The following is a 26,304-nucleotide window of genomic DNA, read 5'->3' as shown; positions in this document are numbered from 1 at the left end:
GAAGCTTGTTGAACAAATGCAAAAAGAGAGGGAAAGGTGGTTTCAACTGGTTATCATAAAATCAAAAAAACTAAATCTGAATTAAGGCTGTATTGGTAATAAATGTTTATGGATAGACATTCTTTACATCCATTTCCCCAATCGCGTATAATGCAAAAGATGTGTTAAGCATCCATAGTTTGGTACAATAAGAAAAACGTCTTATCGACGTCCTTTCTAAGAAGACAGACCGCATTTAGCATGCCGAATGTTCGAAGAAGAAAGCCAGGCGGAAAGTTTGATTTCTAGAGGTTAAATATTCAATTTTTTATCCAAGGAAACACTTTTCCCCTCATGAAATTCATGGAAAACAGGCTGTGCAAAAAAGGCGGTTTTCTAAAGCGGGGATTCAGCCCAGCCGGAATCATCCGGGAATAAGGAACAACTGAACAAAATCCCCTCTATTCTAGCGGAAAGAAGGTAATAACGATGGAATTGTGGTTCACGGAGAAGCAGACCCCCGCTTTCGGGATTACGGCTAAAATCAAACAAACCTATGTAAACGAAAAAACGGATTTTCAGGATCTGGCAATGGTGGAGACTGAAGAATTTGGAAATATGCTTTTATTGGACGGCATGGTCATGACCACCGAAAAGGACGAGTTCGTTTATCATGAAATGGTGGCGCATCCTGTGCTCAACACGCATCCAAGCCCCAAGCATGTGCTTGTGGTCGGCGGCGGAGACGGCGGCGTCATCCGTGAAATTATCAAGCATCCCGAAGTGGAAAAGGCGGTGCTGGTCGACATCGACGGCAAGGTCATCGAATATTCGAAAAAATATCTCCCATCGATCGCGGGCAAGCTTGAAGATCCGCGCGTTGAGGTGCATGTGAATGACGGCTTCATGCATATTCACGAGCATAAAAACGAATATGACGTGATCATGGTGGATTCCACCGAGCCTGTAGGCCCTGCTGCGCCTTTGTTCGAGCGCGGTTTTTATCAAGGCATTTATGAAGCGCTGAAGGATGACGGCTTGTTCGTAGCTCAAACGGATAATCCTTGGTTCAAAGCCGATCTGATTCAAAAGGTAAACCGCGACGTGAAGGAGATTTTCCCGATCGTGCGTGTATACGGGGCCAACATTCCTACGTACCCAAGCGGTCTGTGGACCTTTACGATCGGCAGTAAAAAACACGATCCGCTCGAAGTGAACGAAGCGGATATTCCGGAAATGGATACGAAATACTACACGCCTCGCCTCCATAAAGCGGCGTTTGTACTGCCCAAATTTGTGGAAGATTTGACGAAGTAGGAGGCCATAGACACGATGAAACTCGATCAAGCTTATTCCGGCAATGTGTTTATCCTCAGTTCCGAGGATTATGAAGGTTCGAAAGCTGTCATTTACGGAATGCCGATGGACTATACGGTCAGCTTCCGTCCCGGTTCGCGTTTCGGCCCTTCCCACATTCGTCAGGCGTCGGTAGGCCTTGAAGAATACAGTCCTTATTTGGACAAGAGCATTGAAGATATCACTTATTTTGACGCAGGCGATCTGCTGCTGCCTTTCGGCAATGCATCGCGCAGCCTTGACATTATCCGCGAATATGTCGGCAAGCTGCTGGATGACGATAAATTCCCGATCGGTCTTGGCGGCGAGCATTTGGTAACCTGGCCGATCATCGAGCAGATGCATGCCAAATATCCGGATCTGATCCTGATCCATATCGACGCGCATGCCGACCTGCGTGAGCAATACGAAGGCGAGCCGCTTTCGCACTCCACGCCGGTTCGCAAAGCTGCGGCTTTGATGGGCGGGAAGAACATCTATCAATTCGGCATTCGGTCCGGTTCACGCGAGGAATTTAAGTTTGGGTATGAGCATATTAATTTCCATCCGTTTGAGGTGGTGGCTCCTCTGAAGGAAGCTCTTCCGAAAATGGGCAATCGTCCGGTTTATGTGACGATCGATATCGACGTGCTTGACCCATCCGCAGCCCCGGGCACGGGTACGGCGGAAGCCGGAGGCATCACCTCCAAAGAGCTGCTGGAAGCCGTTCACCTGATTGCCGGTTCCGCGGTGAATGTCGTCGGTTGCGACTTGGTTGAAGTAGCGCCGATTTACGATCCTACTCAGCAAACGCAAATTGTGGCAGCCAAACTGATTCGTGAAATGCTGCTCGGCTTTGTAAAGTAGGGATTCGGGAATTTCGGTTGCTTAGAATGATATAACGCAATGCCAAAAGCATCTTTTAAGGAACGCCAGGGATGACGAAAGTCTGATCCTGGCGGAACCTTTTAAGATGCTTTTTTTTAGCAGTATAGAATTTATAAGTTTTTTTGGGGGTCCCCGCAAAGTATTTGGAATAAGCATCGAAGCATAGGCTCCACTTTGTGGGGTTATTTTAGATCTCAGAAAGTATATTCATTTGCCCGCATGTTCCAGCATCCCGGATAACCCGTTTTTTTCCACGAAATCTTCCCACTCTTCGCGCAGGATTCCCATACGGATCGAATCATAGTAAACACCGTTGTACAGCCTGCATTTCCGCAGTCTGGCTTCCATCGTAAATCCCAGCTTTTCGCCGAGGCGGATCATCCGGTAATTGCCTGACCACGTGGTGTATCCGACGCGCATCAGGGGCAGGGTTTGGAACAGATGATGAATCCAAAGCGTGATCGCCCGTGTTCCGTAACCTCCGTTCCAATAGGAAGGATGATAAATAACGATCCCCATTTCAAGCCAATGGGAAGGCTCATGTTCCCAATAATAACTGACGGTGCCGATCAGCTGCCCGTCCACCTCGATTGCCCAAAAGTCGTCCTGTGCGACCAGCTGTTCCTTTCTTTCCATATATGTTTCGAAGGGAGTGGATTTATGTTCGTAATAGGGGGCATCCCATTTTTTCCATTCCGGCGCTTCTTCTTTGACCGAAAGCTCCCATAATTGAGGCAAATCCTGCTCGCGAACGGGCCGGATGATCAGATTGTTATCCTTGTATAGTGTCAAACCATGACCTCCTTAGTATCTATGAAAGATGATGCAGGTATAAATGCTTGTTTTTATCCTGATACCCCTTAAAATTCGCATGACGGTCCCGGTTTCCTTTTTTTAAAAAATTCTTTCCCGCAATTTGGATATACAACGGCCGCTTGGGGCGAAAGAATATGAAAACAGCAGGTGGAAAGCTGTATAATAGCAGAAGGGAAAGGGGCGGCAGCGTTATTTTCAATATATCTCTTCCTGTTGAATTGAGACACTGAACTGGATATAGTATTACAATAGGAAAGAAACAGAATGGAGCCGTATACTTATGCAGGATGCCAAAAAAGCCCGCATTCAGCTTCAAAGCCGCCATGAAGGCGAGGATGTGGTGCAGAAGACGGAAGCCGAGGTGTTCGAGCGCGGCGGTGCGCTCTATCTGAAATATGAGGAGCCGGAAACGGATTTGCAAGGACAAAAGATTCGTACGCTGCTGAAAATTACCTCGGACAGCCTGAAGATGATCCGTCACGGTGCGGTGGAATCGGAACAGTCCTTTCAGGAAGGGCAAAGGCTTCCGGGCTTTTATCGTTCACCCTATACCTCGTTTAATCTTTCGACGCAGACAAGCCTGCTGGAGATCCGCCTGAACGGTACCGCAGGAACGATCCGCTGGGCTTATGATCTGTACGTCCATGAAGAATGCACGGGACATTTTAATATTAGTTTGCATATACAGGAGGACACTCAATGACAACCAATCCATTAGAACATATTAATCAGCTGGTGACCGAAGCGCTTGCCGACGCAGTGGTTGCTGCGGGGATCGCAAGCCGCGAAGAGCTGCCGGTATTTGCGCTGGAAGTGCCAAAGGACAAGTCTCACGGGGATTTGGCCACGAATGCCGCCATGCAGTTGACCCGTATCGCGAAGAAAAATCCGCGCCAGATCGCTGAAGCGATCTTGGAGCATTTTGACATGAGCAAGGCTTCCATTGAAAAAGCCGACATTGCCGGTCCGGGTTTTATCAACTTCACGTTGAACAAAAGCTACTTGTATCCGATCATTCAGCAGGTGAATGAGCAGGGTGAAAATTACGGCCGTACCAATCTCGGCAATGGCCAAAAAGTGCAGGTGGAATTCGTCAGCGCCAACCCGACGGGAAGCCTGCATTTGGGCCATGCGCGCGGGGCGGCCGTAGGGGATGCGCTGTGTAATGTGCTTGATTTTGCCGGATACGAAGTGACGCGGGAATATTACATTAACGATGCCGGCAATCAGGTGGAGAACCTGTGCAAGTCGATTGAAGCCCGTTACCTGCAGGAGCTTGGCCAAAATGCTGAAATGCCTGAAGACGGATATCATGGGGAAGATATCAAAGGTTTTGCCAAAGAGCTGGTGGCCGAAAAAGGCGACTCTCTGCTGCAGATGGAGCCGGGAGAGCGGACCGCATTTTTACGCCAGTACGGACTTGAAAAGGAATTGAACAAAATCAAGCGCGATCTGAACCGGTTCAGAGTTCACTTTGACGAGTGGTTTAGCGAAACTTCGCTGTATCAGAACGGTTTGGTTGAAGAGTCTCTGAATGAGCTGAAAGCCAAAGGGCAAGTGTACGAGCAGGAGGGAGCCACTTGGCTGCGCACCACCGAATACGGCGATGACAAAGACCGCGTGCTGGTGAAAAATGATGGAACTTACACGTATCTGACGCCGGATATTGCGTATCACCGCAATAAGTATGAGCGCGGTTATGACCGCGTGATCAACATTTGGGGCGCCGACCACCATGGATATATCCCGCGGATGAAAGCGGCTATGGAAGCGATCGGTTATGATCCGGAGAAGTTGATCGTATTGATCGCCCAAATGGTGAGCCTGTTCCAGAACGGGGAAAAGGTGAAAATGTCCAAACGAACAGGCAAAGCCGTAACGATGGAAGACCTGATGGAAGAGGTGGGCGTTGATGCGATCCGTTACTTCTTTACGATGCGCAGCATGGATTCGCATTTGGACTTTGATATGGATTTGGCGGTTTCCACTTCCAATGAAAACCCGGTCTACTACGTGCAATATGCCCACGCCCGTATCTGCAGTATTTACCGCCAGGCAGAGGAGCAGGGAATTACGCTGTTGCCGCTGTCCGAAATTGATTTGAGCTTGCTGAATACCGAACATGAATATGACCTGCTCCGCAAAATCGGCGAGCTTCCGGAGGAGATTGCCGTGGCTGCGGCCAACTATGCGCCTCATCGCATGATCCGTTACGTTTATGACCTTGCGTCGCTGTTCCACAGCTACTATAGAGCGCAGCGCGTCATTACGGAAGATGCTGCGCAAACGCAGGCACGTTTTGCCCTCCTTGGCGCCGTGCGTACGGTCATTGCCAATATGCTCAGACTTGTGGGCGTAAGCGCGCCGGAACAAATGTAGCGAGCTGCTGAGCGGATCAATCGGCCTTTAGATGTGAGGCTTGATTGACACAATCACCCCTTCCCCTCAGGAATTGGAAACCTTTGTGGATTTCCAACGCAGGCGGTTAGGGGTGTTTTTTTGAAGATTATAGAATTTATAAATTTTAAGCGGAGCTTAAGAAATCCTATAATCGCAAGAAAAACATCCGCTAAATGCGGTCTGTCTTCCTAGAAAGTACGTCGATAGACGTTTTTCTTATGGACAAAGAAACATCATTTTGTTGAATTATAGAGGAAACAACCGTTTATTGTAGAATAACGACCAAATACGCCCGTCTGAATATGTTCGGAGACACAGGGGAAAGGGGATCGGAACATGGCGACCATATTGGTAGTTGAAGATGAAAAACCGATCAATGATCTGATAACGATGAATTTGAGGCTGGTTGGACATCGGTTTTTTAAGGCTTTCAGCGGAACGGAAGTGCCGTCTATTTTGGAACGGGAGAATATTGATCTGATTTTATTGGACGTGATGCTGCCTGGATTGGACGGCTTTGAACTGATGAGGCAAATTCGAAGCCTGAATATTCCGGTTATATTTATTACGGCTAAAGACTCTTTGGCTGACCGCATTACCGGTTTCGAGCTGGGCGCAGATGATTATATTATCAAACCTTTTGAAATTTTAGAGATGCTGGCCCGGATCAATGTGGTGCTGCGCCGGAGTACCAAAGAGCAATCCGCATTGATTATCGATGATGTCGAGTTCAGGCCATTGGAGCGGCAGGTATATAAACTTGGAAGTGCCGTGGAATTGACCGCAAGGGAATTTGAACTGCTCGAAGTTTTGGTCCAAAACCGGAATATTGCGTTATCCAGGGAAAAACTGCTGGAGCTGGCCTGGGGGTATGATTATGAAGGGGAGACACGCACGGTCGACGTGCATATCCGGCAGCTGCGCAAAAAGTTGGGATGGGAAGAGCGGATAAAGACCGTTTTCAAACTTGGATACCGTCTGGAAGTGCCGGGTGAACGATGAGATTTTGGCAGAAAACATTGTTGGTCGTGCTGATTTTGTTTATTGTGGCACTCGATGTCAGCGTTATTATGATTATGCATAAAAGCTGGCAGCTGAATATGGAAAGGGAGATGCAGAGATCTTCCAATGAGCAGGCATTAATCGCCAACAACATCTATGAGAACTTAAACTCGATCAAATCGCGGGGCATGACCATGAGTGACGACGTATTGTTTGATGTGGCGCGCTCCTATGCAGAGTATTATCTGAAGCAAAACATTTCCCTGCAATTGTGGGATCGGGAACAGCTTGTGTACGATGGGGCTTTAACGGCCAAGAAGCAGCAAGGCTTAGCTCAAACGCATACGGAAGAACAAAATGTTCATGAAATTGTAACCTCAGGAGAGCTGCCTGCTCCGTATCAAGAGTTGAAGCTGGTGTATAAACGGAATATTGAAGAACTGTATACAAGTCAAAAGGAATTGAATCGTTATTTTGTTTACGTCAATGTCATTGCCGGTCCGATTCTTGCCTTCTTGTTATATGTCCTGATCCGCCAATTAACCAAACCTTTGCGGTTGTTGTCCAAGACGACCCAAACGATCGCCGGCGGGAATTACAACGAACGCGTGGCATTAAAAAAGAATGACGAGTTCGGGGAACTTGCGCAAAATTTCAATCAGATGGCGGAGGCCGTTGAGCAGCACGTCACCGAGCTTTCCGACATGGCGGAGGAAAAACAGCGTATCGTTGATAATCTGGCCCATGAATTGCGCACCCCATTGACAAGCATGCAGGGTTTTGCGCAGTATTTGAATTCTGCCCATATTAACGAGGAGGAACGGATCACGGCAAGCGGTTATATTTGGAGCGAGACGCTTCGTTTGAAAAATTTGGTCTTCAAGCTGTTGGACCTGTCCGTTTTACGCCATCAGTCGGTGGAACGCAACCGTTTATCAGTTGATGAGCTGTTTCAATCTGTCCAGCAGATGGAACGGGAAAATCTGGAGCAAGCCGGCATGAAGCTTATCCTTCATAATTCCATAGACAGCGTATGGGGAGATCCGGATCTGCTTGCGTCGTTTCTGATCAATTGCATCGACAATGCCATCCACGCTTCGGCGGAAGGTTCCGAAATCCATTTGTCGGCTTATGAGGAACATTCAGCTGCGGTGCTGGAAGTTCGGGATTTCGGCAAGGGAATGAGCGAAAGGCAATCTCAGCGGGCATTTGAACCTTTTTATCGGGCGGATAAAGCCCGCTCGCGGGAATATGGGGGAGCCGGTTTGGGATTATCGATCTGCAAACAAATAGCGGAGGCGCATCAGGCGGCATTATCTCTCGAATCCCGGGAAAATGAGGGGACCTGTATCCGCATCTTTTTACAACTCCATAACAACGAAGGCCTTATTCGATAACATCCTTGGTTTAAAGTATGGATTGGCCGGGCCTGGTCTATAAATGGAGGTTATGCAGATGAAAAACAAGACAAAAAATATATTGACGGCGCTTGCCTTTTGCGCGGTTTCTGGCGGCTTGCTTGCATTCAACGCATATGCGGTTCCGAATATTGCAACGTTAACGCAAACCAACCCCCATGCTCCACAGTCGTTTGTAGCGTCGGCAACGCAAGAGAAGTCGGCAATCACACTCGCAAGCAGCAATGTTCCGGTGTTGAATGTAGAAGAGAAAGTTCCGGTCTCGACCGTGAAAGATGAGCTGGAACGAACGATGACGGCTGAAGAGATGCAGCAAATATACAATTATGTCGACAACAGCAAGAATGAATTCCTAAAAGCGAATCGGCAAATGAGCGCCCAAGAGAGCAAACGGCGGCAGGCGTTGGAAGATCGATATGTCTATGACGGCGTCCGCCCCCAAAACAAGCTGCCTCTTAAACCAGGCATTTCGAGCTTTTACTTTGACATGAGCAAGGATATTTGGATTTATCCTGACCGCGAGCTGACAGATGAGGAACTGCTGCAACATATTGACTGGAACTATCGGGTTAACTTCGCTTTGTCCAAACGGTATCAAAATCAGCAGCCGGATGCGAAAGATATAGGAAAAGAAGAAGCAATGGCTAAGGCCCGCGAAAGTGTGAGCAAGCTGTTTGATGCCGATATATCCAAAATGAAAGCGAGTGCGGCATTTAATAAATTTGGGCCGGAACAAAAGGGAGAGTGGCTCGTCCATTTTCAGCCTTATAGAGCCCTTACGCTGGATGCAAACGGAAGTGCTTATATGATGTATGATGTCATGATCGATGCTTTGAGCGGGACAGTGATCGACACCACGATTTTTAATTCGGCATATAAAAAAACGCCGATCACATCTGAAATGAATAAGCAGATCAGACAGGATCCAAGCTGGATTGAAGCGGCAAAAAACGTTGTCCTCAAAAAACAGGGGGAGACGCGCGCCATTCAAAAATCGACAATCATTCAGGATCAGGTCTATGATAAGCGCGGCGTTGTTGCCGTATCCATCGAACTGAAGGACGGAAGTTCCTATACCGTAGAGCTGCGTTATCCTGAAAAAACGCTGCGGTGCCTGATTTACGATCCGGCGGCAAGCGGCAAATAATCTGCCCAGCTTGAATTCCATATAGGAAATTCATGGAGGCCGCCGCGCTGGTATTTTCGTTATAATCAGGCTTGTGCAGGTGAATATTGCCGGTCTCTGCTTGGTATTTGCGAGTTTGGTGATCATCAATAAGGGAAGGCTGTCATTGGCCCGGTTAACGGGCCAATGACAGCCTTCTTTGCTAAACTATAAGACATCTATGCCGCACTTGCAGCGATAGAGCTTTCTTTTGGTTGTCGGCTAAAACGGTGTTCCAAGTAAGATGGGCATTTATTTTCATTCTATGGTTTGGACGATTTTCTTTTCATACCTTCCTTCAGCAGTTTGAGCGCATTGACTTCAAGGCCATCGCCTGACCGCCGTTGTCCCCTTTTGTTTCTCAAGGGAGTGGCCGTTTGCTGAAGCAATGCCTTGATTTCCGCCGGCTGCAGATCGGGATTTTGCGCCAGTAAAAGGGCAATCGCGCCGCTCACATGAGAAGTGGCCATGGAGGTCCCGCTCATCTCATGGTATTTCCCGTGAGTCCATGAAGAAATAATTTTATCTCCGGGCGCATAAATATCAATATACTCACCTCGGTTACTGAAGCTGGCGATACGCCGATTCCTGTCCGTTGCCCCCACCGAGATGGTTTGGGGATATTTGGCGGGATAGTCGATGTTGCGCCGCTTTCCGTCATTGCCGGAGGAAGCGATGATCGATATGCCGGATATATAGGCTTTATTTACGATATCCAGCAGAGCCTTGCTGCGTGTTTTCATCCCGAAGCTCATATTGATGAGATGCATGCGGCTCCGAATACACCAGTCGATACCTTGGATGATATCGGACACGTATGCCGAGCCGTTATGGTCAAATGCCTTGACTGGATAAATGGTGGCCCGAGGTGCGACGCCGATCATGCCTTCCGTGCCGTTGGCAGCCGCGATGGTGCCTGCAATATGTGTACCATGACCATTGTCATCAAATGGTAACATATGCCGGTTCAGCAGATTGATGCCTTTGGCCAAGGATTGGCGGAGATCCGGGTGATAATAGTCGGCACCGGTATCGATAACACCGATTTTAATCCGGTATCCTGTGGAGGTGGACCAAGCTTTCGGAGCTTGGATTTGTTTGACGCCATAGGGAATGCCCGGGCCCTGATTGGATCTGTTCGCCAATGTATGGACCTGAACCAGGCTGTCTTCCTCGATTAGAATGTCATTTTTATAAGGATTCAGATGTTTTCCGCTGCCGGACAGAGGCGTGATGATCGATTTGAGCACATGGGATGATGGGATGTCTGGCCATTCGGGATGAAGGGCTTTAAGCTCCTGCCACGTTTGTTGGAATGCGTTGTAGTCCCGGGGATCTGTAAAAGTGAGTATGCGTTTAGCTCCGGATGGTGCGGGACTCTCCATGTCTTCAAGCAGCATTTGTATGAATCCGGTGTAGTCCATATTGGGCAGTCCCCCTCATAATGAACCCTGCTTTAGCATTGTATGTGAAGAGGTGTCGCTTCGAGTGGGAACTTGCCCTTATAAAAGCATATTGATTGAATAAATTTTTCAGTGGTACAGGGTGCATTCGCCATTAAGCTAAGCGGGTGCGTCAAGCGTTTTTACGGAAATAGGCCTCGCCCTGAATGGCAAAAAACACTTGGGGACATAAGATAAATGGAAGAGACGAAAGGCGACTCTTCCGAAATTCCCGGCAGGGGAAGCCATGTCCGGGTGGATACAGTCAGAGGGCAGGGGGGGAACCCTGCCCTTTTCGAGATTTATATTTTTTTGAGCCCCCGCAAAGTATTTGGAATAAGCATCGAAGCATAGGCTCCACTTTGTGGGGTTATTTCGCTGCCTTAAGGCCTGCCTTTTGTTTGCGGATAAAAACTTGCAATTTAGTTCCAAATAGGTTTTACTTAGTTTTGATAATGGATATGTTGTTATTAAGGCGCGATCAAAAAAATAATAGACCATTTGATTTGCCTCAAGCATTTTCCGTGTAAATCTGATTCACTATTTTTTTGATCGCGCCTAAGTAGGTTGTTATACGGGCTTAACAACTTCAAGATTTCCGTATAAGTGAACATTGCGTGAGAGGAAGTGTCCGTTAGTGAGTAATTCACTCCAATTAAAGCTGGACCCTGAAAAGATCAGGGAAATGCCATTGGTGGATTTGGCTTTTGCCGTACTGAAGGCAGCGAATACGCCATTTTATTATCTTGACCTGATGAAAGAGGTTGCCAAGCTTCGCGGCTTGACGGAAGAAGAAATGAAAGAAACCGTTGCGCAGCTATATACAGAAATTAATATCGATGGCCGTTTTGCTTGCGTAGGAACGAATCTCTGGGGATTGAAACGCTGGTATCCGATCGACCGCTCCGAAGATCCGATTGCAAGCTCCAAGCGTCCGCGCATCATCAATGATGACGATGACGAGGATGAAGACGACGAGTTCACGGATGAAGACGATAGCTTCAATGTGGATGACAGCGACGAAGATTTCGACCGTCTTGACGATGACCATGACGATATTTATTCCGACGACGATTCCGAAGAGGATATCGAAGAGGACGGCATCATCGAAGATGAAGAGCTTGATGAAGACGAAGATCTCGATGAAGATGAGGAATCCGAAGACGATACCGATGACGATGATAATAAATATTAATCGGTTTGCCATTCTCTCTTGACAGAGGGGGAGGCAACGGGTAAACTATTGCTTGGGCTTATGATTGAGATTTAAATATGCGTAAAATAATAAAAAGTGCCCCGTCTTTGCGCGGGTGTCACTTTTTTTGTTTTTTGATGCAAAACAGTTTCCGTGATTGGACTGTTTTGTTTCTGTAGAATGGACTCGCACGTCAAAAGTTCACTCTATATAGATGCCGGATTACGACTTGTGCCATTTGATTTCAAATGGCGCATTGTTGTTCAAGCGGGGGTAAATGCAATAGAACCGGCGCGGCCTGTTTTTCGGGTGGAATTCATGAAAAAGGGTTACGCTAAACATCATATGTCGCCTGATTTTACTGGACTTTAAATAGGAGGGTTTTTATTGTGACAAAGTATATTTTTGTGACGGGCGGGGTTGTGTCTTCCCTGGGTAAAGGGATCACTGCTGCTTCATTGGGCAGGCTGCTGAAAAACAGGGGATTGAAGGTAACGATCCAGAAATTCGATCCTTATTTGAACGTGGATCCGGGTACCATGAGTCCTTATCAGCATGGCGAAGTATTCGTGACAGATGATGGGGCCGAGACAGACCTCGATTTGGGGCACTATGAGCGCTTTATTGACATCAACCTGTCCAAGAACAGCAATGTCACCACTGGTAAAGTATATTCTTCAGTGATCAGCAAGGAACGCCGCGGCGAATATTTGGGCGGCACTGTACAGGTTATTCCTCATATTACCAATGAAATCAAAGAGCGTGTATTCCGTGCGGGCCGCGAAGCGGGATCCGATGTGGTCATTACCGAAATCGGCGGTACGGTAGGCGATATCGAAAGCTTGCCTTTCCTCGAAGCCATTCGTCAAATCAAAAGCGAAATCGGCCGGGAAAATGTGATGTACATCCATGTGACGCTGATTCCTTACATTAAAGCTGCGGGTGAAGTGAAAACAAAACCCACCCAACACAGCGTAAAGGAACTGCGCAGCATCGGCATTCAGCCGAACGTGATCGTATGCCGTACGGAGCATGAATTGTCGGCCGACATGAAGGCCAAAATCGCCCTCTTCTGCGATATCGATGAAAATGCGGTTGTAGAATGCCGCGACGCCTCGACCTTGTATGAGGTTCCGCTGAACCTGCGCGACGAAGGTCTGGATGAAATCGTTGTAAACTACCTGAAGCTGACGACGCCAAAACCGGATATGACCGAATGGGAAAGCTTAGTAGACCGGATCAGCAAACTTGAAAAAACGGTGGAGATTGCCATTGTCGGCAAATACGTCGCACTTCATGATGCTTATTTGAGTGTGGTTGAGTCGCTTTCCCATGCCGGATTTGAAGCTAACGCAGATGTGAAAGTCCGCTGGGTCAATGCAGAGGAAGTTACCGATGCAAACGTCAACGAGCTGCTGGGCGGAGTAGGCGGCATTCTCGTTCCGGGCGGATTCGGGGACCGCGGCATCGAAGGCAAGGTTTCCGCCATTCGTTATGCGCGCGAGAAGCAAATTCCGTTCTTCGGCATTTGCCTTGGCATGCAGGTTTCGGTCATCGAATATGCCCGTTCCGTCTTGGGTATGGACGACGCCAACAGCTCGGAGATCAACCCGGCTACTCCGTATCCGGTTATCGACCTGCTGCCTGAGCAAAAGGATATCGAAGATCTTGGCGGCACGATGCGCCTCGGCCTGTATCCATGCAAGCTGGTTGAAGGCTCGCTGGCAATGAAATGCTACAATGACGAGCTTGTGTACGAAAGACACCGTCATCGGTACGAGTTCAACAACCAATACCGTGAAGCGATTGAGAAAGCGGGTCTGCGCATTTCCGGTACCTCCCCGGACGGCCGCCTGGTTGAGATCGTGGAGCTTCCGGACCATCCTTGGTTCCTGGCCGTGCAATTCCATCCGGAATTCACTTCCCGTCCAAACCGTCCGCAACCGTTGTTCCGCGAATTCGTCAAAGCATCGATTGCGCATAAAACGATATAATTCGCCATTTGTGAAATAACCCCACAAAGAGTATCGGAAAGAAGTGAGGGCGCCTCTCAAAGAGGGGCGCTTTTGCGGAGCAAAAGTACGGAGTGGAGCTTATGCTTTGATGCTTATTCCAAATACTTTGCGGGGACCCTAAAAACTTATAGATATTCTATATTCTTAAAAAAAGGGCCTTTTCCGGGTCCTTTTTTCATTTTTATGCAGCAGCAGGAATTCGTAACTAGAGGGCGAATAACATAAACTGGATATGTATGTGTTATTTAGCATGAAGTGCGGATTTAGAATAGGCAGGGTCAGGCTGATGTGGGGAGGTTTGCTTAAGTGGATAAGAAGAAGGTTTTGATTGTCGATGACCAGAACGGAATACGGATATTATTAATGGAAGTATTCAGCAGCGAGGGTTATACGACATACCAGGCAGCCAATGGAAAAATCGCGCTCGAAATCGTAGAAAACGATGCGCCCGATCTGGTTCTGCTTGATATGAAGATTCCAGGTATGGACGGGCTGGAAATTCTGAAACATATCAAGGAAATGAACCCAGCCATCAAAGTCATTATGATGACCGCCTACGGAGAGCTCGATATGATTAAGGAAGCCACCGAGCTCGGAGCTTTAATGCATTTTACCAAACCGTTTGACATTGACGAAATGCGCGTTGCGGTAAATATGCAGCTCAAACATAACCCAGTGCAATATGGGTGACAGACCAGGATTCTGCTTAGGCAGAATTCTTTTTTTGTTTCCTGTATCATAGGGCACAGCTTATTTTCAAATGCTTGTTTAGTATTTATAACATGATGTGGTATAATAATTCCGAAGTGAGAGAAGTCGGCTTAAAACCAGAGACAAAAACAAACCTAGGAGGATTGAAACCATGCCATTGGTATCCATGACTGACATGTTAAACAAAGCGCTGGAAGGAAAATACGCTGTGGGTCAATTCAACATCAACAACCTTGAATGGACTCAAGCGATTCTTAGTGCCGCTGAAGAAGAAAAATCTCCGGTAATTCTCGGTGTATCCGAAGGTGCTGCTCGTCATATGAGCGGTTTCTATACGGTAGTAAAAATGGTTGAGGGCCTTATCGAAGATATGAAAATCACGGTTCCTGTAGCCATTCATTTGGACCATGGTTCCAGTTTTGAAAAATGTAAAGAAGCGATCGATGCCGGATTCACTTCCGTTATGATCGACGATTCCCATAGCCCGATTGAGCACAACATCGAAACCACCAAAAAAGTGGTTGAATATGCTCATTCCAAAGGCGTTTCCGTTGAAGCTGAAGTAGGTACTGTCGGCGGACAGGAAGACGATGTTGTCGGCGGCATCATGTATGCTAAACTTGAAGACTGCATCCGTATCGTCAAAGAAACAGGCATCGATACGCTTGCGCCTGCGCTTGGTTCCGTACATGGTCCTTACCAAGGCGAACCAAACCTTGGATTCAAAGAAATGGAAGAAATCAAAGATGCAACGAATATCCCGCTCGTGCTTCATGGCGGTACAGGCATTCCTACACATGACATTCAAAAAGCCATTTCTTTGGGTACATCCAAAATCAACGTAAACACGGAGAACCAAATCTCGTTTACGAAAGTCGTTCGCGAAGTGCTTGCTGCTAAACCGGATGCTTATGATCCACGTAAATATATCGTTCCAGGCCGCGATGCAATTAAAGCAACGGTTATCGGAAAAATCCGCGAATTCGGTTCTAACAACAAAGCATAAAACGATTTTTTACATTCCGTGCATTTCTGCACTCAAGAATTTAATTCCTATGATAGGAAAGTGGACAGCCCTGGCGTGGGCTGTCCAATCATATAGGTTGGAATGGAGGCACACCGCTTAGCCGGTGTTTTTCCATTTCATACACCAAAATTGGCACCAGACGATGTTGCTGCTGCGAAGTATGTGGGGGGAACCTGAAACGTATGGAAAAATTGATGATTAGTGGTGGGCGCCCACTACATGGTACCGTAACAATCAGCGGAGCCAAAAACAGCGCAATTGCCTTGATTCCTGCCACGATTCTGGCTGAGTCCGAAGTCGTGCTAGATAACCTGCCGCTTCTGAGCGATGTGGCGGTCTATGCCGAGATCTTGGAGGAACTTGGAGGTAAAGTGAGTTGGAAGGAAAACCAGATGCAAATCGACCCTTCCGATATTAAGGCGATTCCGATGCCGAACGGCCCTGTCAAAAAGCTGAGAGCTTCCTACTACATGATGGGCGCCATGCTTGGCCGTTTCAAGGAAGCGGTGATCGGCCTTCCCGGGGGATGCAATTTCGAACCCCGTCCAATTGATCAGCACATTAAGGGATTTGAAGCATTGGGCGCAACGGTGACCAATGAGCATGGGGCGATTCACCTTCATGCCAAGGAGCTGAAGGGCGCCAAAATCTACCTGGACGTAGCCAGCGTAGGCGCGACTATTAACATTATGCTGGCGGCCTCAAAAGCCAAAGGCTCCACAATTATCGAAAATGCGGCCAAAGAGCCTGAGATTATAGATGTAGCAACTCTTCTCAATTCCATGGGGGCCGTCATTAAAGGGGCAGGCACGGAGACCATCCGGATTGAAGGTGTTTCCGAACTGCACGGCTGCCGCCACTCCATTATCCCAGACAGAATTCAGGCAGGTACTTATATGATTGCCGCTGCCGCTACCCGCGGTGATGTTCTCATCGATAATATTATTCCTAAACATCTTGAGGCGCTTACGGCCAAACTCATCGAAATGGGGGTTGGTATCGAAGAGCTGGATGAGAGCATTCGTGTTATCGGTCAGCAGCAATATGGGCATGTCGACGTGAAAGCACTGATTTATCCAGGATTTGCTACGGATTTACAATCGCCGATGACCAGTTTGCTGACGCAAGCGGAAGGCGTTAGCGTATTGAGCGATTTCGTATACAGCAACCGCTTTAAGCATGTGCCGGAGCTTGTGCGCATGGGCGCCAAAATCCGAGTGGAAGGCCGGTCGGCCATTATTGAACGCAGCCGGTTGAATGCGGCCAAGGTTAAGGCGACGGATCTTCGCGCCGGGGCTGCGCTTGTCATTGCCGGACTTACCGTTCCGGAAGGCATAACGGAAGTTACCGGTGTTGAATTCATCGACCGGGGGTATGACCATCTGGTACCTAACCTTCGTATGCTGGGTGCGGATGTGTGGCGTGAACAGGAATAAACCGTTACAATGAAGGGGATAGGTTTACTGCCGGAAACTTGATTTTACGGCAAATTGCATATCTCCTTCTAATTTGGGTAATGCTATCCTAATAAGGATTTTTCATAGACTTATAGAAACAAACATGGTTTTAGTTAGATTGCACTTATAAAATTGAATAGGTGGTTATTACATGGATTTGCAAATTGCCGATTTGGAAGAAATGAAGCTGACCGATCTGTACAAGCTTGCAAAGAAATATCAAATTCCGTACTACGGGCAGCTGAAGAAGAAAGAACTGATTTTTGCCATTCTGAGGGCACAGGCAGAGCATAGCGGACTCATGTTCATGGAGGGTGTTTTGGAAATCCTTCCTGAAGGATACGGTTTTCTGCGTCCAATCAACTACTTGCCGAGTACGGAGGATATTTATATTTCAGCCTCGCAGATTCGCAAGTTTGATTTAAGGACAGGAGATCTGGTCTCAGGGAAATGCCGGGCACCGAAAGAAAATGAAAGGTACTTTGGTCTGCTGCAAGTGAATGCGGTCAACGGAGAAAACCCGGAAACCGCTGCGGAACGTCTTCACTTCCCTGCGCTTACGCCTCTCTTTCCGCAAAAGAAACTTGTGCTTGAAACATCCCCCAACCATTTGTCTACCCGAATTATGGACTTGCTTGCTCCCGTCGGTTTGGGACAGCGCGGTTTGATCGTTGCACCTCCGAAAGCAGGTAAAACGCTCCTCTTAAAGGAAATTGCCAACAGCATCTCTACCAACAATCCCGAAATTGAACTATTTGTACTGCTTATTGATGAACGTCCCGAAGAAGTGACGGACATGCAGCGTTCTGTTAAAGGAGAAGTGGTTGCTTCAACATTTGATGAATTGCCGGAGAACCATATCAAAGTAGCTGAGCTGGTTCTGGAACGCGCGCTTCGTCTGGTGGAGCATAAGAAGGATGTTGTGATATTAATGGATAGCATTACCCGTTTAGCGCGTGCCTATAATTTGGTTATTCCGCCATCGGGACGTACGTTAAGCGGCGGTATCGATCCGGCTGCATTCCATCGTCCCAAGCGCTTTTTCGGATCGGCCCGGAATGTGGAAGAAGGCGGCAGTCTGACGATTTTGGCAACGGCGCTGATTGATACGGGCTCGCGGATGGATGATATCATTTACGAGGAGTTCAAGGGGACGGGCAACATGGAGCTGCATCTGGATCGCAAGCTGGCCGAGCGCCGAATCTTCCCTGCGATCGATATCCGTCGTTCAGGCACACGGCGTGAAGAAGTGCTCTTAACGAAGGAAGAACTTGATACCATTTGGGCGATCCGCAAAAACATGAATGAATCGGCTGATTTTGTAGAAGGCTTCTTAAAGAAGCTGCGGGATTGCAAGACCAATGCGGAATTTTTGGCATCCTTTGACGTCAATGCAAGCGCAAGTTCAAACGGCAAGGGATCGGGCAGCCAAAACGGCGGCAACAGACGGACGACGAGAACTGCCGCAGCCTCCGTACCGCTTACTTAACAACTTTTACGAACAAAGAGGAGAACCATCATGTACCTGGTATATGCAGATGAGAAAGGCAATGTATTCGATCATCCTTCGCTTTATGGGCTTGCCCGCAGCGGCGATATGATCGTAGAAATCTTGGAGGATGAACTGATACCACTGCCTGACGGGGCTACGCTGGTTGGACTTCCAAACACGCGTGCGATCGGCATGGACCCTGAAACCGGGGAGATGATGTCGATGCCTAGCGATGCGCAGGCTGTTGGCGCGCTCCTTCCGCAAGGATTTACCCGGTTGTGTCTGCCTGGATATGTGAAAACGGATAAAGAATATAAACTGCCGTTATTCGGATATTCTGCGGTGGTGTGGAAGGATGGGCGTTTCTATACAACAGCCCGCCTTTCCGATGATCCCGAAAAATGGAACCCGCTGAATTGCGATTTGAAGGAACTGAAGCTTGGCGTCAAGCGGCTGATCGAAAAATACCCGAATAACCGCCTGTATGAACATCTGTCAAACTGCGCGTTAGGTTATGAGTGCCTTACGGCTTCCAATACCTTTTTAAATCGTTGGGAAGGTGCGGTTCCAGTATCCTATTCCTGCAATGCAGGCTGTTTCGGCTGTATTTCCGAGCAGCCTGATGACAGCGGATTTGTGGCTCCGCAAACGCGCATGAACTTTAAACCGACGGTGGAAGAGCTTGTCCAGATCATGCTTGAACATCTCAAAACACCGGATTCGATCATCAGCTTTGGACAGGGTTGTGAAGGCGAACCTTCGACGCAGGCTAAAATCATTATTGAGGCAATGCGCGAGGTTCGTTCCGTGACCGACATGGGATATATCAACATTAATACCAATGCCGGCTTAACCGATTTTATCCGCGGCATCGTTGATGCGGGTCTTGATTTGATGCGCGTAAGCACGATCAGCGCTCTTGATGATCATTACAATGCTTATTACAAGCCGCGCAAATATACGCTTGCCAATGTGGAGAAATCCTTGAAATATGCTTCCGATCAAGGGGTATATACATCGATTAATTACCTCATATTCCCTGGGGTTACCGACCGTGAGGAAGAGATTGAAGCGATGATCGAATTTGTACGCCGCACCGGGCTGAAGTTGATCCAGATGCGTAATTTGAACATCGATCCGGAAAGCTATCTCGAGTTGATTCCACCGGCTAAAGGGGATATTTTGGGCATGAAGCAAATGATTGAGATATTCCAGGCTGAACTCCCGGATGTCGTCATTGGTTCTTATACCCACGTGCCGCCTGTAGGCCATAGAAGACCGAAAAAGCCCGTGCTCGCAAGGGATTAAACTTTTCAACAATACATTGATTATTGTGTTTGTCCCTGTTATAATATATTTATTGTGTCATTATATAACTCTGTGTACGCATGAGACTCAGGGCAAAAAGAGGTGAAAGACATGAAACAAGAAATTCAACCAAAATACCACGTAACTACCGTAACATGTGCTTGCGGAAATACGTTCGAAACAGGTTCCGTAAAAGAGGATCTGCGCGTTGAGATTTGCTCCAACTGCCATCCATTCTTTACAGGCAAACAGAAATTTGTTGACGCCGGCGGCCGTGTTGATAGATTTAAGAAGAAATACGGTATCTAATACATCTGCTTATAAATATGGACTCCCTTGCTGGCAACGGCCTAGGGGGTCCATTTTTTGTGTCTGGGTTCGAGCAGGCTCTTAAACCATCTTTTCTAGGCGCGATCAAAAATATCTAATGGTCTATTATTTTTTTGATCGCGCCTAAATCGCACAAAATGTCAAAACGAAATTCGGTGAATGCGATAGGATAGAATCAATCGGGGTTAATACTGGAAAGACGAAACAAGCAAAAGACGAAGGAAGAACGGAGGATTGTTATGTGGCGGGAGCATGAACAATGGGTTAAGGATGCAGTCGCCTACATCGAAAGGCATATGAGAGAAGATGTGGATGTTGCCGACATCGCTGAATACTGCTCTGTATCCCGCTTTCATTTCCATCGGGTGTTCCGTCGCCACATCGGTCTGAATGCTGCCGTGTATTTACGGGAACGCCGGCTGGCGGAAGCGGCGGTAGAGCTTTTGTCGACGAATAAACGGATTCTGGACATCGCGCTGGAATACCGTTTTTCCGGACAAGATTCTTTTACCCGTTCCTTCAAGCAATTGTATGGCATGACCCCGAATGAATATCGCAAAGGATTCCGATGCTTCAGGCGTGCTAAGGAGGAGAACCGAATGAAAGATTTCGAAGAAAACAAGGAAGCTCAGCTTATTAAAAGGCAGGCGGCTCCTAAGGGATGGATGATTTCCGGAGTGTATACTCATCAGTATCAAGTAAACATAGACCCAATCCATGTCCATCGGGGGAAAGCCTCCGGGATGGTTCGGGGGGCTGATGATGCGGATCCCCAAGGATTCTGCACATTGATGCAGATGTTCAAACCAGGAAAATACGCCGGTCAGCGCCTCCGATTATCCGGGTTTCTAAAGACGGAAAATGTGAAGGATTGTTCTGGATTATGGATGCGCGTAGATGGCAAAGATGAGGTGCCGTTAAATTTTGATAATATGAGTGATCGCCCCGTTTCGGGGACGACGGCGTGGGGCCAATATGAAGTTGTGCTCGACATTCCGCCTTATGCCGAAGCAGTTGCATTTGGCGTACTGTTAAGCGGTCCGGGCAAGGTATGGCTAGATGGTATCCGCTTTGATATTGTGGATCAGTCTGTGCCGACAACCGGAAGCGTAGTAGATAATAGTCAATTGCCTGATGAGCCGGTTAACCTAGATTTTGAAATGGGCTTTGAAGGAAATGGAGTTTCCGGGCAATGATAGAAAAATTGTTGATGCTTAGCCTCGGATTTCTATGGCATATTCTGAAAGGCGAGCTGCCGATTTCGGTCGTTGGAGCAACGCTTGTGCTGGGATCGTTATTTGCCGTATTCGGAGAATGGAGCCATCGCAGACCGCAGCGCTTGAAAATGGAGGGGGAGCAGGTTTCGGATAGAGAAGTGCGAAACGTCATAGGTGAAGTTCTGATCACAGTCGCTTCAACCTTTATTGTTGCAGGTTTCGTATATGGAGCTTTCCAGATTGGGGCAAAGTCCTTTCCGGCTTGGGGTTGGCCGATTTTAACAAGTATTCAACTTGCATGGCTTAGCCTGATAGTGGTAGGTTGCGCTTTGGTTGGCATGATTATACTGGAATTATTACGAAAAAAGGATCTGAATCCAGACGTGTTCTGGATCACATTTACGCTTGTGTGGGCCATGCTATCGGCATGCGTCGTCGAGTGGGTTTATCCGCTGCCCGGCAAGATGATCGGAATCGATATCGCAGCAGGCATCATAAGCGCCGCAATATGTCTTTTCTTCACATATTTGCAGCAACAAGAATTCGGGGTGGAAACAACAGAAGATGAAGGCGGCGCGATTTCTGTTAACAATTGACATTGGTTGCACTTTTGCAGCAAATCGTCTATACTATGTTATACCGCGCTAGACGGGGAGGTAGCGGTGCCCTGTAACTCGCAATCCGCTGTAGCGAGGTTTAATTCCTGTTTAGAGGTTTTGCCGATGTGAGGTTTGGTCCCTGAGTGCAATGTTGACGGCTGGGTCCTCCGCAATGAGCACTTGTGAACCTGGTCAGGTCCGGAAGGAAGCAGCCATAAGCAAGTCCGCTCTTGTGCCGGAGGGCAGCCTAGCCCGAGTTGTTACTCAGGGGTGCCGCTTGGATCGCAATTATCAATAACAGGTGCGCGGTATAACTTCTGAAAATCAGCATCTTTGCCTTATCGGCAAAGATGCTTTTTGTTTTTTTGAAGCGCTGCTGATAGACGTTTTGTCTGGCGGCGGATTATAGTATAATGATGAAGCGACAAACATGCACGCAAGTGGAAGTTGAAAGAGGGTATAGCAAGTGAAACATGTAGCGCTCTACCGTGCCTGGCGGCCGCAGTCGTTTCAGGACATGGTTGGACAACAGCATATTATTCAAACGCTGCAGAACGCCATTCGCGAACAGCGGGTTTCCCATGCTTACCTGTTCAGCGGTCCGCGAGGAACCGGTAAGACAACGACGGCCAAAGTATTGGCCAAAGCGGTTAACTGCGAACGCGGTCCGGCAATCGAACCCTGCAATGAATGCGAGGCGTGCAAGAGAATTACGGCCGGCGCGGTGATGGACGTGCAGGAGATCGATGCCGCATCCAACCGGGGCGTGGAAGAAATCCGTGATTTGCGTGAGAAAGTGAAATACGCGCCAACGGAAGTTAGGCAAAAGGTGTATATTATCGACGAAGTGCACATGCTGACGACAGAAGCATTTAATGCTCTGCTTAAGACACTGGAGGAGCCGCCTCCGCATGTGATGTTTATTTTGGCGACTACGGAGCCCCATAAGCTGCCGGCGACCATCATTTCCCGCTGTCAACGTTTTGATTTTCGCAGAGTTTCCTTGGAAGAGCAGACGCAGCGGCTTCGGCAAATTGCGCAAGAAGAAGGAATGGAAGCCGATAATGAGGCGCTTCAATATATAGCTCGTTTGTCCGACGGGGGCATGCGGGATGCCTTAAGTATTTTGGATCAGATTGCATCCTTTACGGGTGGTCATGTATCCTATGAACAGGTGCTGAGTATGACCGGAGGGATTGCCTCCGAACAATTCGGCAGACTGGCTGAGGCTATCCGAAAGGGCGATGCGGGCCTGGTGCTGCAAATGGTGGAAGATTTCATGCAGGAGGGGAAAAGCGCCGATAAATGCATGGAGAACCTCCTGTACTACTTCCGTGATCTTCTGATGATTCAAATGATTCCGAACGCTGATCAGTTGACGGACCGGGTACTGCACCCGGAAGAATATAAGGAAATCGCGGCTTCTTTTTCCAGACAGCAGCTTTTTTATATGATTGACACCTTGAATCACTATCAAAGCGAGATGAAATACGCTTCCCAGCCGCAGACGCTGTTTGAGGTGGCGCTCTTGAAGCTCTGCAATACTCCGCAAGGAGCTTTCGCGGGGCATGAACAATCCCAAGCGCAGCAGCAAACGGCAGCCCCTGCGGATTCTACGGAAGTAAATCAGCTTAAACGCCAGGTGGCCGCCCTGGAAAAGAAGCTCGAGAAACTTGTTCAAAGCGGCTCGGTGCAGGCAGGCGCTTCTGCAGGGGGATCTGCCCGGCAGTCCCATAGCGCTCCCGCGCAACGTGTTTCCTCGGCTGCCAAAATCCCGGCTAATCTGCGGGAATTTCTGGCTCATAAGAGCAGCCCCGAATTTGTGGAAATACAGCGGCAATGGGGACAGATTCTTCAAGGCGTCAAAGACGAGAAGGTTACCGTTCACGCTTGGTTCATGGACGGGGATCCAGTATCGGTGCTGGAAGATACCATCCTGGTTGCTTTTAAAAACAATATTCACCGCGAGACGACCGAAAAGCCGGCTAATAAGCAGGTCATCGAGGGCGTGCTGCAAGAGAAGCTCGGCAAACCTTATCGTCTGGTCACGATGATGCAAAAGGATTGGACGGATGCTCTGGAAGGGGCAGGTCCCCAGCAGAAAGAGGAACTGAAGCTGGAGCATGAGCATGAGGGCAAAGATCCGAACGCGAAGCCATGGATTGATGAGGCGCTCCAAATATTTGGAGAAGATCTCGTAATCATAAAGGATTAATCCGCACTTTATAGTGCGTCTAAAGCTAAAAAAGGAGACGATACTTATGAATAATATGAACCAAATGATGAAGCAAGTGAAAAAAATGCAAGAGCAAATGTTGAAAGCCCAGGAAGCGCTTGCTGATAAAAAGGTAGAAGGCACCTCCGGCGGCGGCGTCGTTACTGTGGAAATGAACGGTCATAAGAAATTGCTGTCTGTAACCATTAAACCGGAAGCTGTTGATCCGGATGACGTGGAAATGCTGCAGGACCTGGTCATGACAGCCGTTAACGACGCGTTGACTAAGGCAGACGAAATCGCTAACGCGGATATGGGCAAATTTACAGGCGGCATGAAAATTCCGGGCTTGTTCTAATTTTAAGCAGAAGGAGAGTCCTGCATTTTGTATTATCCCGAACCGATCTCTAAGCTGATCGACGCATTTACACGACTGCCGGGCATCGGGCCGAAGACTGCGGCCCGTCTGGCTTTTCATGTGCTGAATATGAAGGAAGACGACGTGATTGATTTTGCCAAGGCGCTCGTCAGCGTGAAGCGGAATCTCCATTACTGCTCCGTTTGCTGCAATATCACGGACACCGATCCTTGCCGTATTTGCCAGGACAAAACGCGCGATTCATCCATTATTTGCGTGGTACAGGACCCCAAAGATCTTGTTGCCATGGAGCGTACCAAGGAATTTAACGGTTATTACCATGTTCTGCAAGGCGCAATCTCGCCAATGGAAGGGGTAGGACCGGATGATATCCGGCTGAAAGAGCTGCTGACGCGTCTTAGCGATGAACGCGTGAAAGAGCTTATATTGGCGACCAATCCTAATATTGAAGGCGAAGCGACGGCAATGTATATTTCGCGGCTTGTCCGCCCGTTTGAGCTCACCGTTACCAGGATTGCGCATGGATTGCCGGTAGGCGGGGATTTGGAATACGCGGATGAAGTGACGTTATCCAAAGCGCTGGAAGGACGGCGTCAGTTAAATTGATATCATGTTAAGCTTATCAGCAAAAATAAGTAATATCTTAAGGGAGTCCCGACGGGGCTCCTTTTTTTGTATTTATAAGAATCCGCTGGAGAGCAATCTTGGAGCATGGAAATATACTATACATTCCTCGCCGTTGATCGACATCTCTTCCTGTGGAATGTGAAAAGGTGAACCGTCACCATGCAACGCTGCTGTATAGCAGTTGGAAGTGCGCGTAATACGAAATATCATTTTGATGTTCTAAGTTTGTCCTCCGGATCGTATGAATGAAAATGGAAGTGCGCCAAGGCGGGATCATTTTACGAATCGGGGGATGGAATATGCGGTGGTTCGGGAACAAAACTTCGAAAGATTTGGTGTGGAAGGCAAAAGAAGCGCGGGAAGAAGAGCTTGAAGTCTATATGGATGTAATGAAGGCCCAATCGGAGTGGGAGCGGGCGCGGCATTATTTTGAAGAAGCTGTGGGGGAAGAGCAGATTGATTATGCGATCTATATGCTTGAAGCTGCGGAGCTTAAATACCAAATGCATCTGAAGGCAGCGAAACGCCTGAAGATTAATTCGATGCGGCTTCCGCTTCATCATAGCGCTGAAGCATAAAGACCGGGAGTTCCTAAATGAGGAGGGGATGAAAAATGAAGTTAGCAGCTATTGGAATCATGGCAGTGTCTTTACTGCTGCTTTTGATGATCGTGGTTCGAAAAAAAATCGGCTTTGGCTGGTTGACGGCATTCGGCACCCATTTGGTACTTGCTGCATTGGGGTTGTATATAGTTAATTTCTCAGGGCTCATCCCGGAGGTGTATATTCCCCTGAACCCGACGACAGTGGGTACGGTGACAGTATTAGGCTTGCCCGGAGTGGCCTTATTATACGGATTAAAATTATCTTTGATGGGGTAGTTGACGTAGCTCTATATCCTGTGGTACATTATATCTCGTCCCTTTAAGGAAGGTACAAGCTTGTCAAATTGATAAGCAAAAACTTGAAAAAAGTTTTTAGAAAAAAAGCACTTGACGAAATGAAGGGCAACATGATATATTATAAAAGTTGCTGCTGAGCTAAACGGCGGTAACGAAAAATGAAAGATTTTGATCTTTGAAAACTGAACAACGAGTGAGATAAAGGTTTCGGTAACGAAACCGAAATGCGAGATTGTCGGGTTCATGACAACTGTCTGAACCGATGATCGAGCAAATGAGAATTAATTTCTCGTCAGATTCAAAATGAGCTATATCAACTTTCTTGGAGAGTTTGATCCTGGCTCAGGACGAACGCTGGCGGCGTGCCTAATACATGCAAGTCGAGC

General features: G+C 47.9%; 24 protein-coding genes, 1 rRNA gene and 1 other RNA gene (1 of these 26 cut by a window edge). 24 read left to right on the top strand and 2 right to left on the bottom strand.

Annotation, left to right across the window (positions count from 1 at the left end; translation table 11 throughout):
- Positions 1-468 precede the first annotated feature (468 nt).
- Both speE and speB read left to right on the top strand, forming a co-directional pair.
- The gene (gene speE, locus L6442_RS31940; RefSeq protein ID WP_194234940.1) at positions 469-1,296 is read left to right on the top strand and encodes a polyamine aminopropyltransferase; all 828 of its coding nucleotides are present in this window, start codon (positions 469-471) and stop codon (positions 1,294-1,296) included.
- A gap of 15 nt (positions 1,297-1,311) precedes the next feature.
- Positions 1,312-2,181, top strand: coding sequence for an agmatinase (gene speB / locus L6442_RS31935; protein ID WP_212981140.1), 870 nt, complete (start codon positions 1,312-1,314; stop codon positions 2,179-2,181).
- Between the two features lie 228 nt (positions 2,182-2,409).
- Here speB and L6442_RS31930 read toward each other — a convergent pair whose 3' ends face one another.
- The gene (locus tag L6442_RS31930) at positions 2,410-2,994 is read right to left on the bottom strand and encodes a GNAT family N-acetyltransferase (protein ID WP_194234938.1); all 585 of its coding nucleotides are present in this window, start codon (positions 2,992-2,994) and stop codon (positions 2,410-2,412) included.
- Between the two features lie 304 nt (positions 2,995-3,298).
- Here L6442_RS31930 and L6442_RS31925 point away from each other — a divergent pair, with 304 nt between their 5' ends.
- The 5 genes from L6442_RS31925 to L6442_RS31905 all read left to right on the top strand — a co-directional run bounded on the left by L6442_RS31925 (position 3,299) and on the right by L6442_RS31905 (position 8,985).
- Entirely contained in the window at positions 3,299-3,721 is a 423-nt protein-coding gene (locus L6442_RS31925) for a YwiB family protein (protein ID WP_194234937.1), read from the top strand.
- Entirely contained in the window at positions 3,718-5,397 is a 1,680-nt protein-coding gene (argS, locus tag L6442_RS31920; RefSeq protein WP_212981139.1) for an arginine--tRNA ligase, read from the top strand. Before L6442_RS31925 ends, argS begins: the two co-directional genes overlap by 4 nt.
- Before the next feature lie 357 nt (positions 5,398-5,754).
- Positions 5,755-6,420: a response regulator transcription factor gene (locus L6442_RS31915; protein WP_212981138.1), complete on the top strand. Its 666-nt coding sequence runs from the start codon at positions 5,755-5,757 to the stop codon at positions 6,418-6,420.
- The gene (locus L6442_RS31910; protein ID WP_212981137.1) at positions 6,417-7,817 is read left to right on the top strand and encodes a sensor histidine kinase; all 1,401 of its coding nucleotides are present in this window, start codon (positions 6,417-6,419) and stop codon (positions 7,815-7,817) included. Before L6442_RS31915 ends, L6442_RS31910 begins: the two co-directional genes overlap by 4 nt.
- Before the next feature lie 58 nt (positions 7,818-7,875).
- The gene (locus tag L6442_RS31905; protein ID WP_212981136.1) at positions 7,876-8,985 is read left to right on the top strand and encodes a replication initiation protein; all 1,110 of its coding nucleotides are present in this window, start codon (positions 7,876-7,878) and stop codon (positions 8,983-8,985) included.
- A 281-nt stretch (positions 8,986-9,266) separates the two neighbouring features.
- Here the strand turns inward: L6442_RS31905 and L6442_RS31900 are convergent, their stop codons facing one another.
- Positions 9,267-10,427, bottom strand: a complete 1,161-nt coding sequence (locus tag L6442_RS31900) for a S8 family peptidase (protein WP_194234932.1) — start codon at positions 10,425-10,427, stop codon at positions 9,267-9,269.
- A gap of 655 nt (positions 10,428-11,082) precedes the next feature.
- On the opposite strand from L6442_RS31900, the gene rpoE reads away from it, so the two are divergent.
- The 17 genes from rpoE to L6442_RS31815 form a co-directional block, all read left to right on the top strand.
- The gene (rpoE, locus tag L6442_RS31895) at positions 11,083-11,640 is read left to right on the top strand and encodes a DNA-directed RNA polymerase subunit delta (RefSeq protein WP_212981135.1); all 558 of its coding nucleotides are present in this window, start codon (positions 11,083-11,085) and stop codon (positions 11,638-11,640) included.
- Positions 11,641-12,029: 389 nt separating this feature from the next.
- Complete coding sequence (locus L6442_RS31890; RefSeq protein ID WP_212981134.1) at positions 12,030-13,634, top strand: CTP synthase; 1,605 nt, start codon at positions 12,030-12,032, stop codon at positions 13,632-13,634.
- A gap of 327 nt (positions 13,635-13,961) precedes the next feature.
- Positions 13,962-14,345 carry a response regulator gene (locus tag L6442_RS31885; protein ID WP_194234929.1) on the top strand — a complete coding sequence of 128 codons (384 nt, stop codon included), beginning with the start codon at positions 13,962-13,964 and terminating at the stop codon, positions 14,343-14,345.
- Between the two features lie 172 nt (positions 14,346-14,517).
- Complete coding sequence (locus L6442_RS31880; RefSeq protein ID WP_212981133.1) at positions 14,518-15,372, top strand: class II fructose-bisphosphate aldolase; 855 nt, start codon at positions 14,518-14,520, stop codon at positions 15,370-15,372.
- A gap of 203 nt (positions 15,373-15,575) precedes the next feature.
- Positions 15,576-16,829, top strand: a complete 1,254-nt coding sequence (locus tag L6442_RS31875) for a UDP-N-acetylglucosamine 1-carboxyvinyltransferase (protein WP_194234927.1) — start codon at positions 15,576-15,578, stop codon at positions 16,827-16,829.
- A 172-nt stretch (positions 16,830-17,001) separates the two neighbouring features.
- Positions 17,002-18,339 carry a transcription termination factor Rho gene (gene rho, locus L6442_RS31870; protein WP_212981132.1) on the top strand — a complete coding sequence of 446 codons (1,338 nt, stop codon included), beginning with the start codon at positions 17,002-17,004 and terminating at the stop codon, positions 18,337-18,339.
- A gap of 30 nt (positions 18,340-18,369) precedes the next feature.
- Positions 18,370-19,650 carry a radical SAM protein gene (locus tag L6442_RS31865; protein ID WP_212981131.1) on the top strand — a complete coding sequence of 427 codons (1,281 nt, stop codon included), beginning with the start codon at positions 18,370-18,372 and terminating at the stop codon, positions 19,648-19,650.
- Positions 19,651-19,761: 111 nt separating this feature from the next.
- Positions 19,762-19,959 carry a 50S ribosomal protein L31 gene (gene rpmE, locus L6442_RS31860; RefSeq protein WP_194234924.1) on the top strand — a complete coding sequence of 66 codons (198 nt, stop codon included), beginning with the start codon at positions 19,762-19,764 and terminating at the stop codon, positions 19,957-19,959.
- 260 nt (positions 19,960-20,219) lie between these two features.
- Positions 20,220-21,176 (top strand): helix-turn-helix transcriptional regulator, encoded by a 957-nt coding sequence (locus tag L6442_RS31855; RefSeq protein ID WP_212981130.1) that lies wholly within the window; start codon positions 20,220-20,222, stop codon positions 21,174-21,176.
- Positions 21,173-21,793, top strand: coding sequence for a hypothetical protein (locus L6442_RS31850; RefSeq protein ID WP_212981129.1), 621 nt, complete (start codon positions 21,173-21,175; stop codon positions 21,791-21,793). The genes L6442_RS31855 and L6442_RS31850 overlap by 4 nt, the downstream gene beginning before the upstream one ends.
- A gap of 43 nt (positions 21,794-21,836) precedes the next feature.
- Positions 21,837-22,105: signal recognition particle sRNA large type (gene ffs / locus L6442_RS31845), an RNA gene on the top strand.
- Between the two features lie 157 nt (positions 22,106-22,262).
- Entirely contained in the window at positions 22,263-24,011 is a 1,749-nt protein-coding gene (gene dnaX, locus L6442_RS31840; RefSeq protein WP_212981128.1) for a DNA polymerase III subunit gamma/tau, read from the top strand.
- Positions 24,012-24,057: 46 nt separating this feature from the next.
- Complete coding sequence (locus L6442_RS31835) at positions 24,058-24,369, top strand: YbaB/EbfC family nucleoid-associated protein (RefSeq protein WP_194234922.1); 312 nt, start codon at positions 24,058-24,060, stop codon at positions 24,367-24,369.
- Positions 24,370-24,396: 27 nt separating this feature from the next.
- Positions 24,397-24,996 carry a recombination mediator RecR gene (gene recR / locus L6442_RS31830; protein WP_194234921.1) on the top strand — a complete coding sequence of 200 codons (600 nt, stop codon included), beginning with the start codon at positions 24,397-24,399 and terminating at the stop codon, positions 24,994-24,996.
- 266 nt (positions 24,997-25,262) lie between these two features.
- Complete coding sequence (locus L6442_RS31825; RefSeq protein ID WP_237100147.1) at positions 25,263-25,595, top strand: DUF2508 family protein; 333 nt, start codon at positions 25,263-25,265, stop codon at positions 25,593-25,595.
- Between the two features lie 35 nt (positions 25,596-25,630).
- On the top strand, positions 25,631-25,897 hold the full coding sequence (locus tag L6442_RS31820) for a pro-sigmaK processing inhibitor BofA family protein (protein ID WP_212981127.1): 267 nt from the start codon (positions 25,631-25,633) through the stop codon (positions 25,895-25,897).
- Between the two features lie 340 nt (positions 25,898-26,237).
- A 16S ribosomal RNA gene (locus L6442_RS31815) occupies positions 26,238-26,304 on the top strand; it runs 1,487 nt beyond the window's last position.

Source organism: Paenibacillus azoreducens, from assembly GCF_021654775.1.
Taxonomy (GTDB): Bacteria; Bacillota; Bacilli; order Paenibacillales; family Paenibacillaceae; genus Paenibacillus_AQ; species Paenibacillus_AQ azoreducens.
The sequence above is the reverse complement of the archived record's forward strand: the minus strand, read 5'-3'. Positions and strand labels throughout refer to the sequence as shown.

Excerpts from the sequence above, each read along its gene's own strand:
- speE (WP_194234940.1), top strand. The coding sequence starts at position 469 with ATGGAATTGTGGTTCACGGAGAAGCAGACCCCCGCTTTCGGGATTACG.
- speB (WP_212981140.1), top strand. The coding sequence starts at position 1,312 with ATGAAACTCGATCAAGCTTATTCCGGCAATGTGTTTATCCTCAGTTCC.
- L6442_RS31925 (WP_194234937.1), top strand. The coding sequence starts at position 3,299 with ATGCAGGATGCCAAAAAAGCCCGCATTCAGCTTCAAAGCCGCCATGAA.
- argS (WP_212981139.1), top strand. The coding sequence starts at position 3,718 with ATGACAACCAATCCATTAGAACATATTAATCAGCTGGTGACCGAAGCG.
- L6442_RS31915 (WP_212981138.1), top strand. The coding sequence starts at position 5,755 with ATGGCGACCATATTGGTAGTTGAAGATGAAAAACCGATCAATGATCTG.
- L6442_RS31910 (WP_212981137.1), top strand. The coding sequence starts at position 6,417 with ATGAGATTTTGGCAGAAAACATTGTTGGTCGTGCTGATTTTGTTTATT.
- L6442_RS31905 (WP_212981136.1), top strand. The coding sequence starts at position 7,876 with ATGAAAAACAAGACAAAAAATATATTGACGGCGCTTGCCTTTTGCGCG.
- L6442_RS31900 (WP_194234932.1), bottom strand. The coding sequence starts at position 10,427 with ATGGACTACACCGGATTCATACAAATGCTGCTTGAAGACATGGAGAGT.
- L6442_RS31880 (WP_212981133.1), top strand. The coding sequence starts at position 14,518 with ATGCCATTGGTATCCATGACTGACATGTTAAACAAAGCGCTGGAAGGA.
- L6442_RS31875 (WP_194234927.1), top strand. The coding sequence starts at position 15,576 with ATGGAAAAATTGATGATTAGTGGTGGGCGCCCACTACATGGTACCGTA.
- rho (WP_212981132.1), top strand. The coding sequence starts at position 17,002 with ATGGATTTGCAAATTGCCGATTTGGAAGAAATGAAGCTGACCGATCTG.
- L6442_RS31865 (WP_212981131.1), top strand. The coding sequence starts at position 18,370 with ATGTACCTGGTATATGCAGATGAGAAAGGCAATGTATTCGATCATCCT.
- rpmE (WP_194234924.1), top strand. The coding sequence starts at position 19,762 with ATGAAACAAGAAATTCAACCAAAATACCACGTAACTACCGTAACATGT.
- L6442_RS31855 (WP_212981130.1), top strand. The coding sequence starts at position 20,220 with ATGTGGCGGGAGCATGAACAATGGGTTAAGGATGCAGTCGCCTACATC.
- L6442_RS31850 (WP_212981129.1), top strand. The coding sequence starts at position 21,173 with ATGATAGAAAAATTGTTGATGCTTAGCCTCGGATTTCTATGGCATATT.
- L6442_RS31835 (WP_194234922.1), top strand. The coding sequence starts at position 24,058 with ATGAATAATATGAACCAAATGATGAAGCAAGTGAAAAAAATGCAAGAG.
- L6442_RS31825 (WP_237100147.1), top strand. The coding sequence starts at position 25,263 with ATGAAAATGGAAGTGCGCCAAGGCGGGATCATTTTACGAATCGGGGGA.
- L6442_RS31820 (WP_212981127.1), top strand. The coding sequence starts at position 25,631 with ATGAAGTTAGCAGCTATTGGAATCATGGCAGTGTCTTTACTGCTGCTT.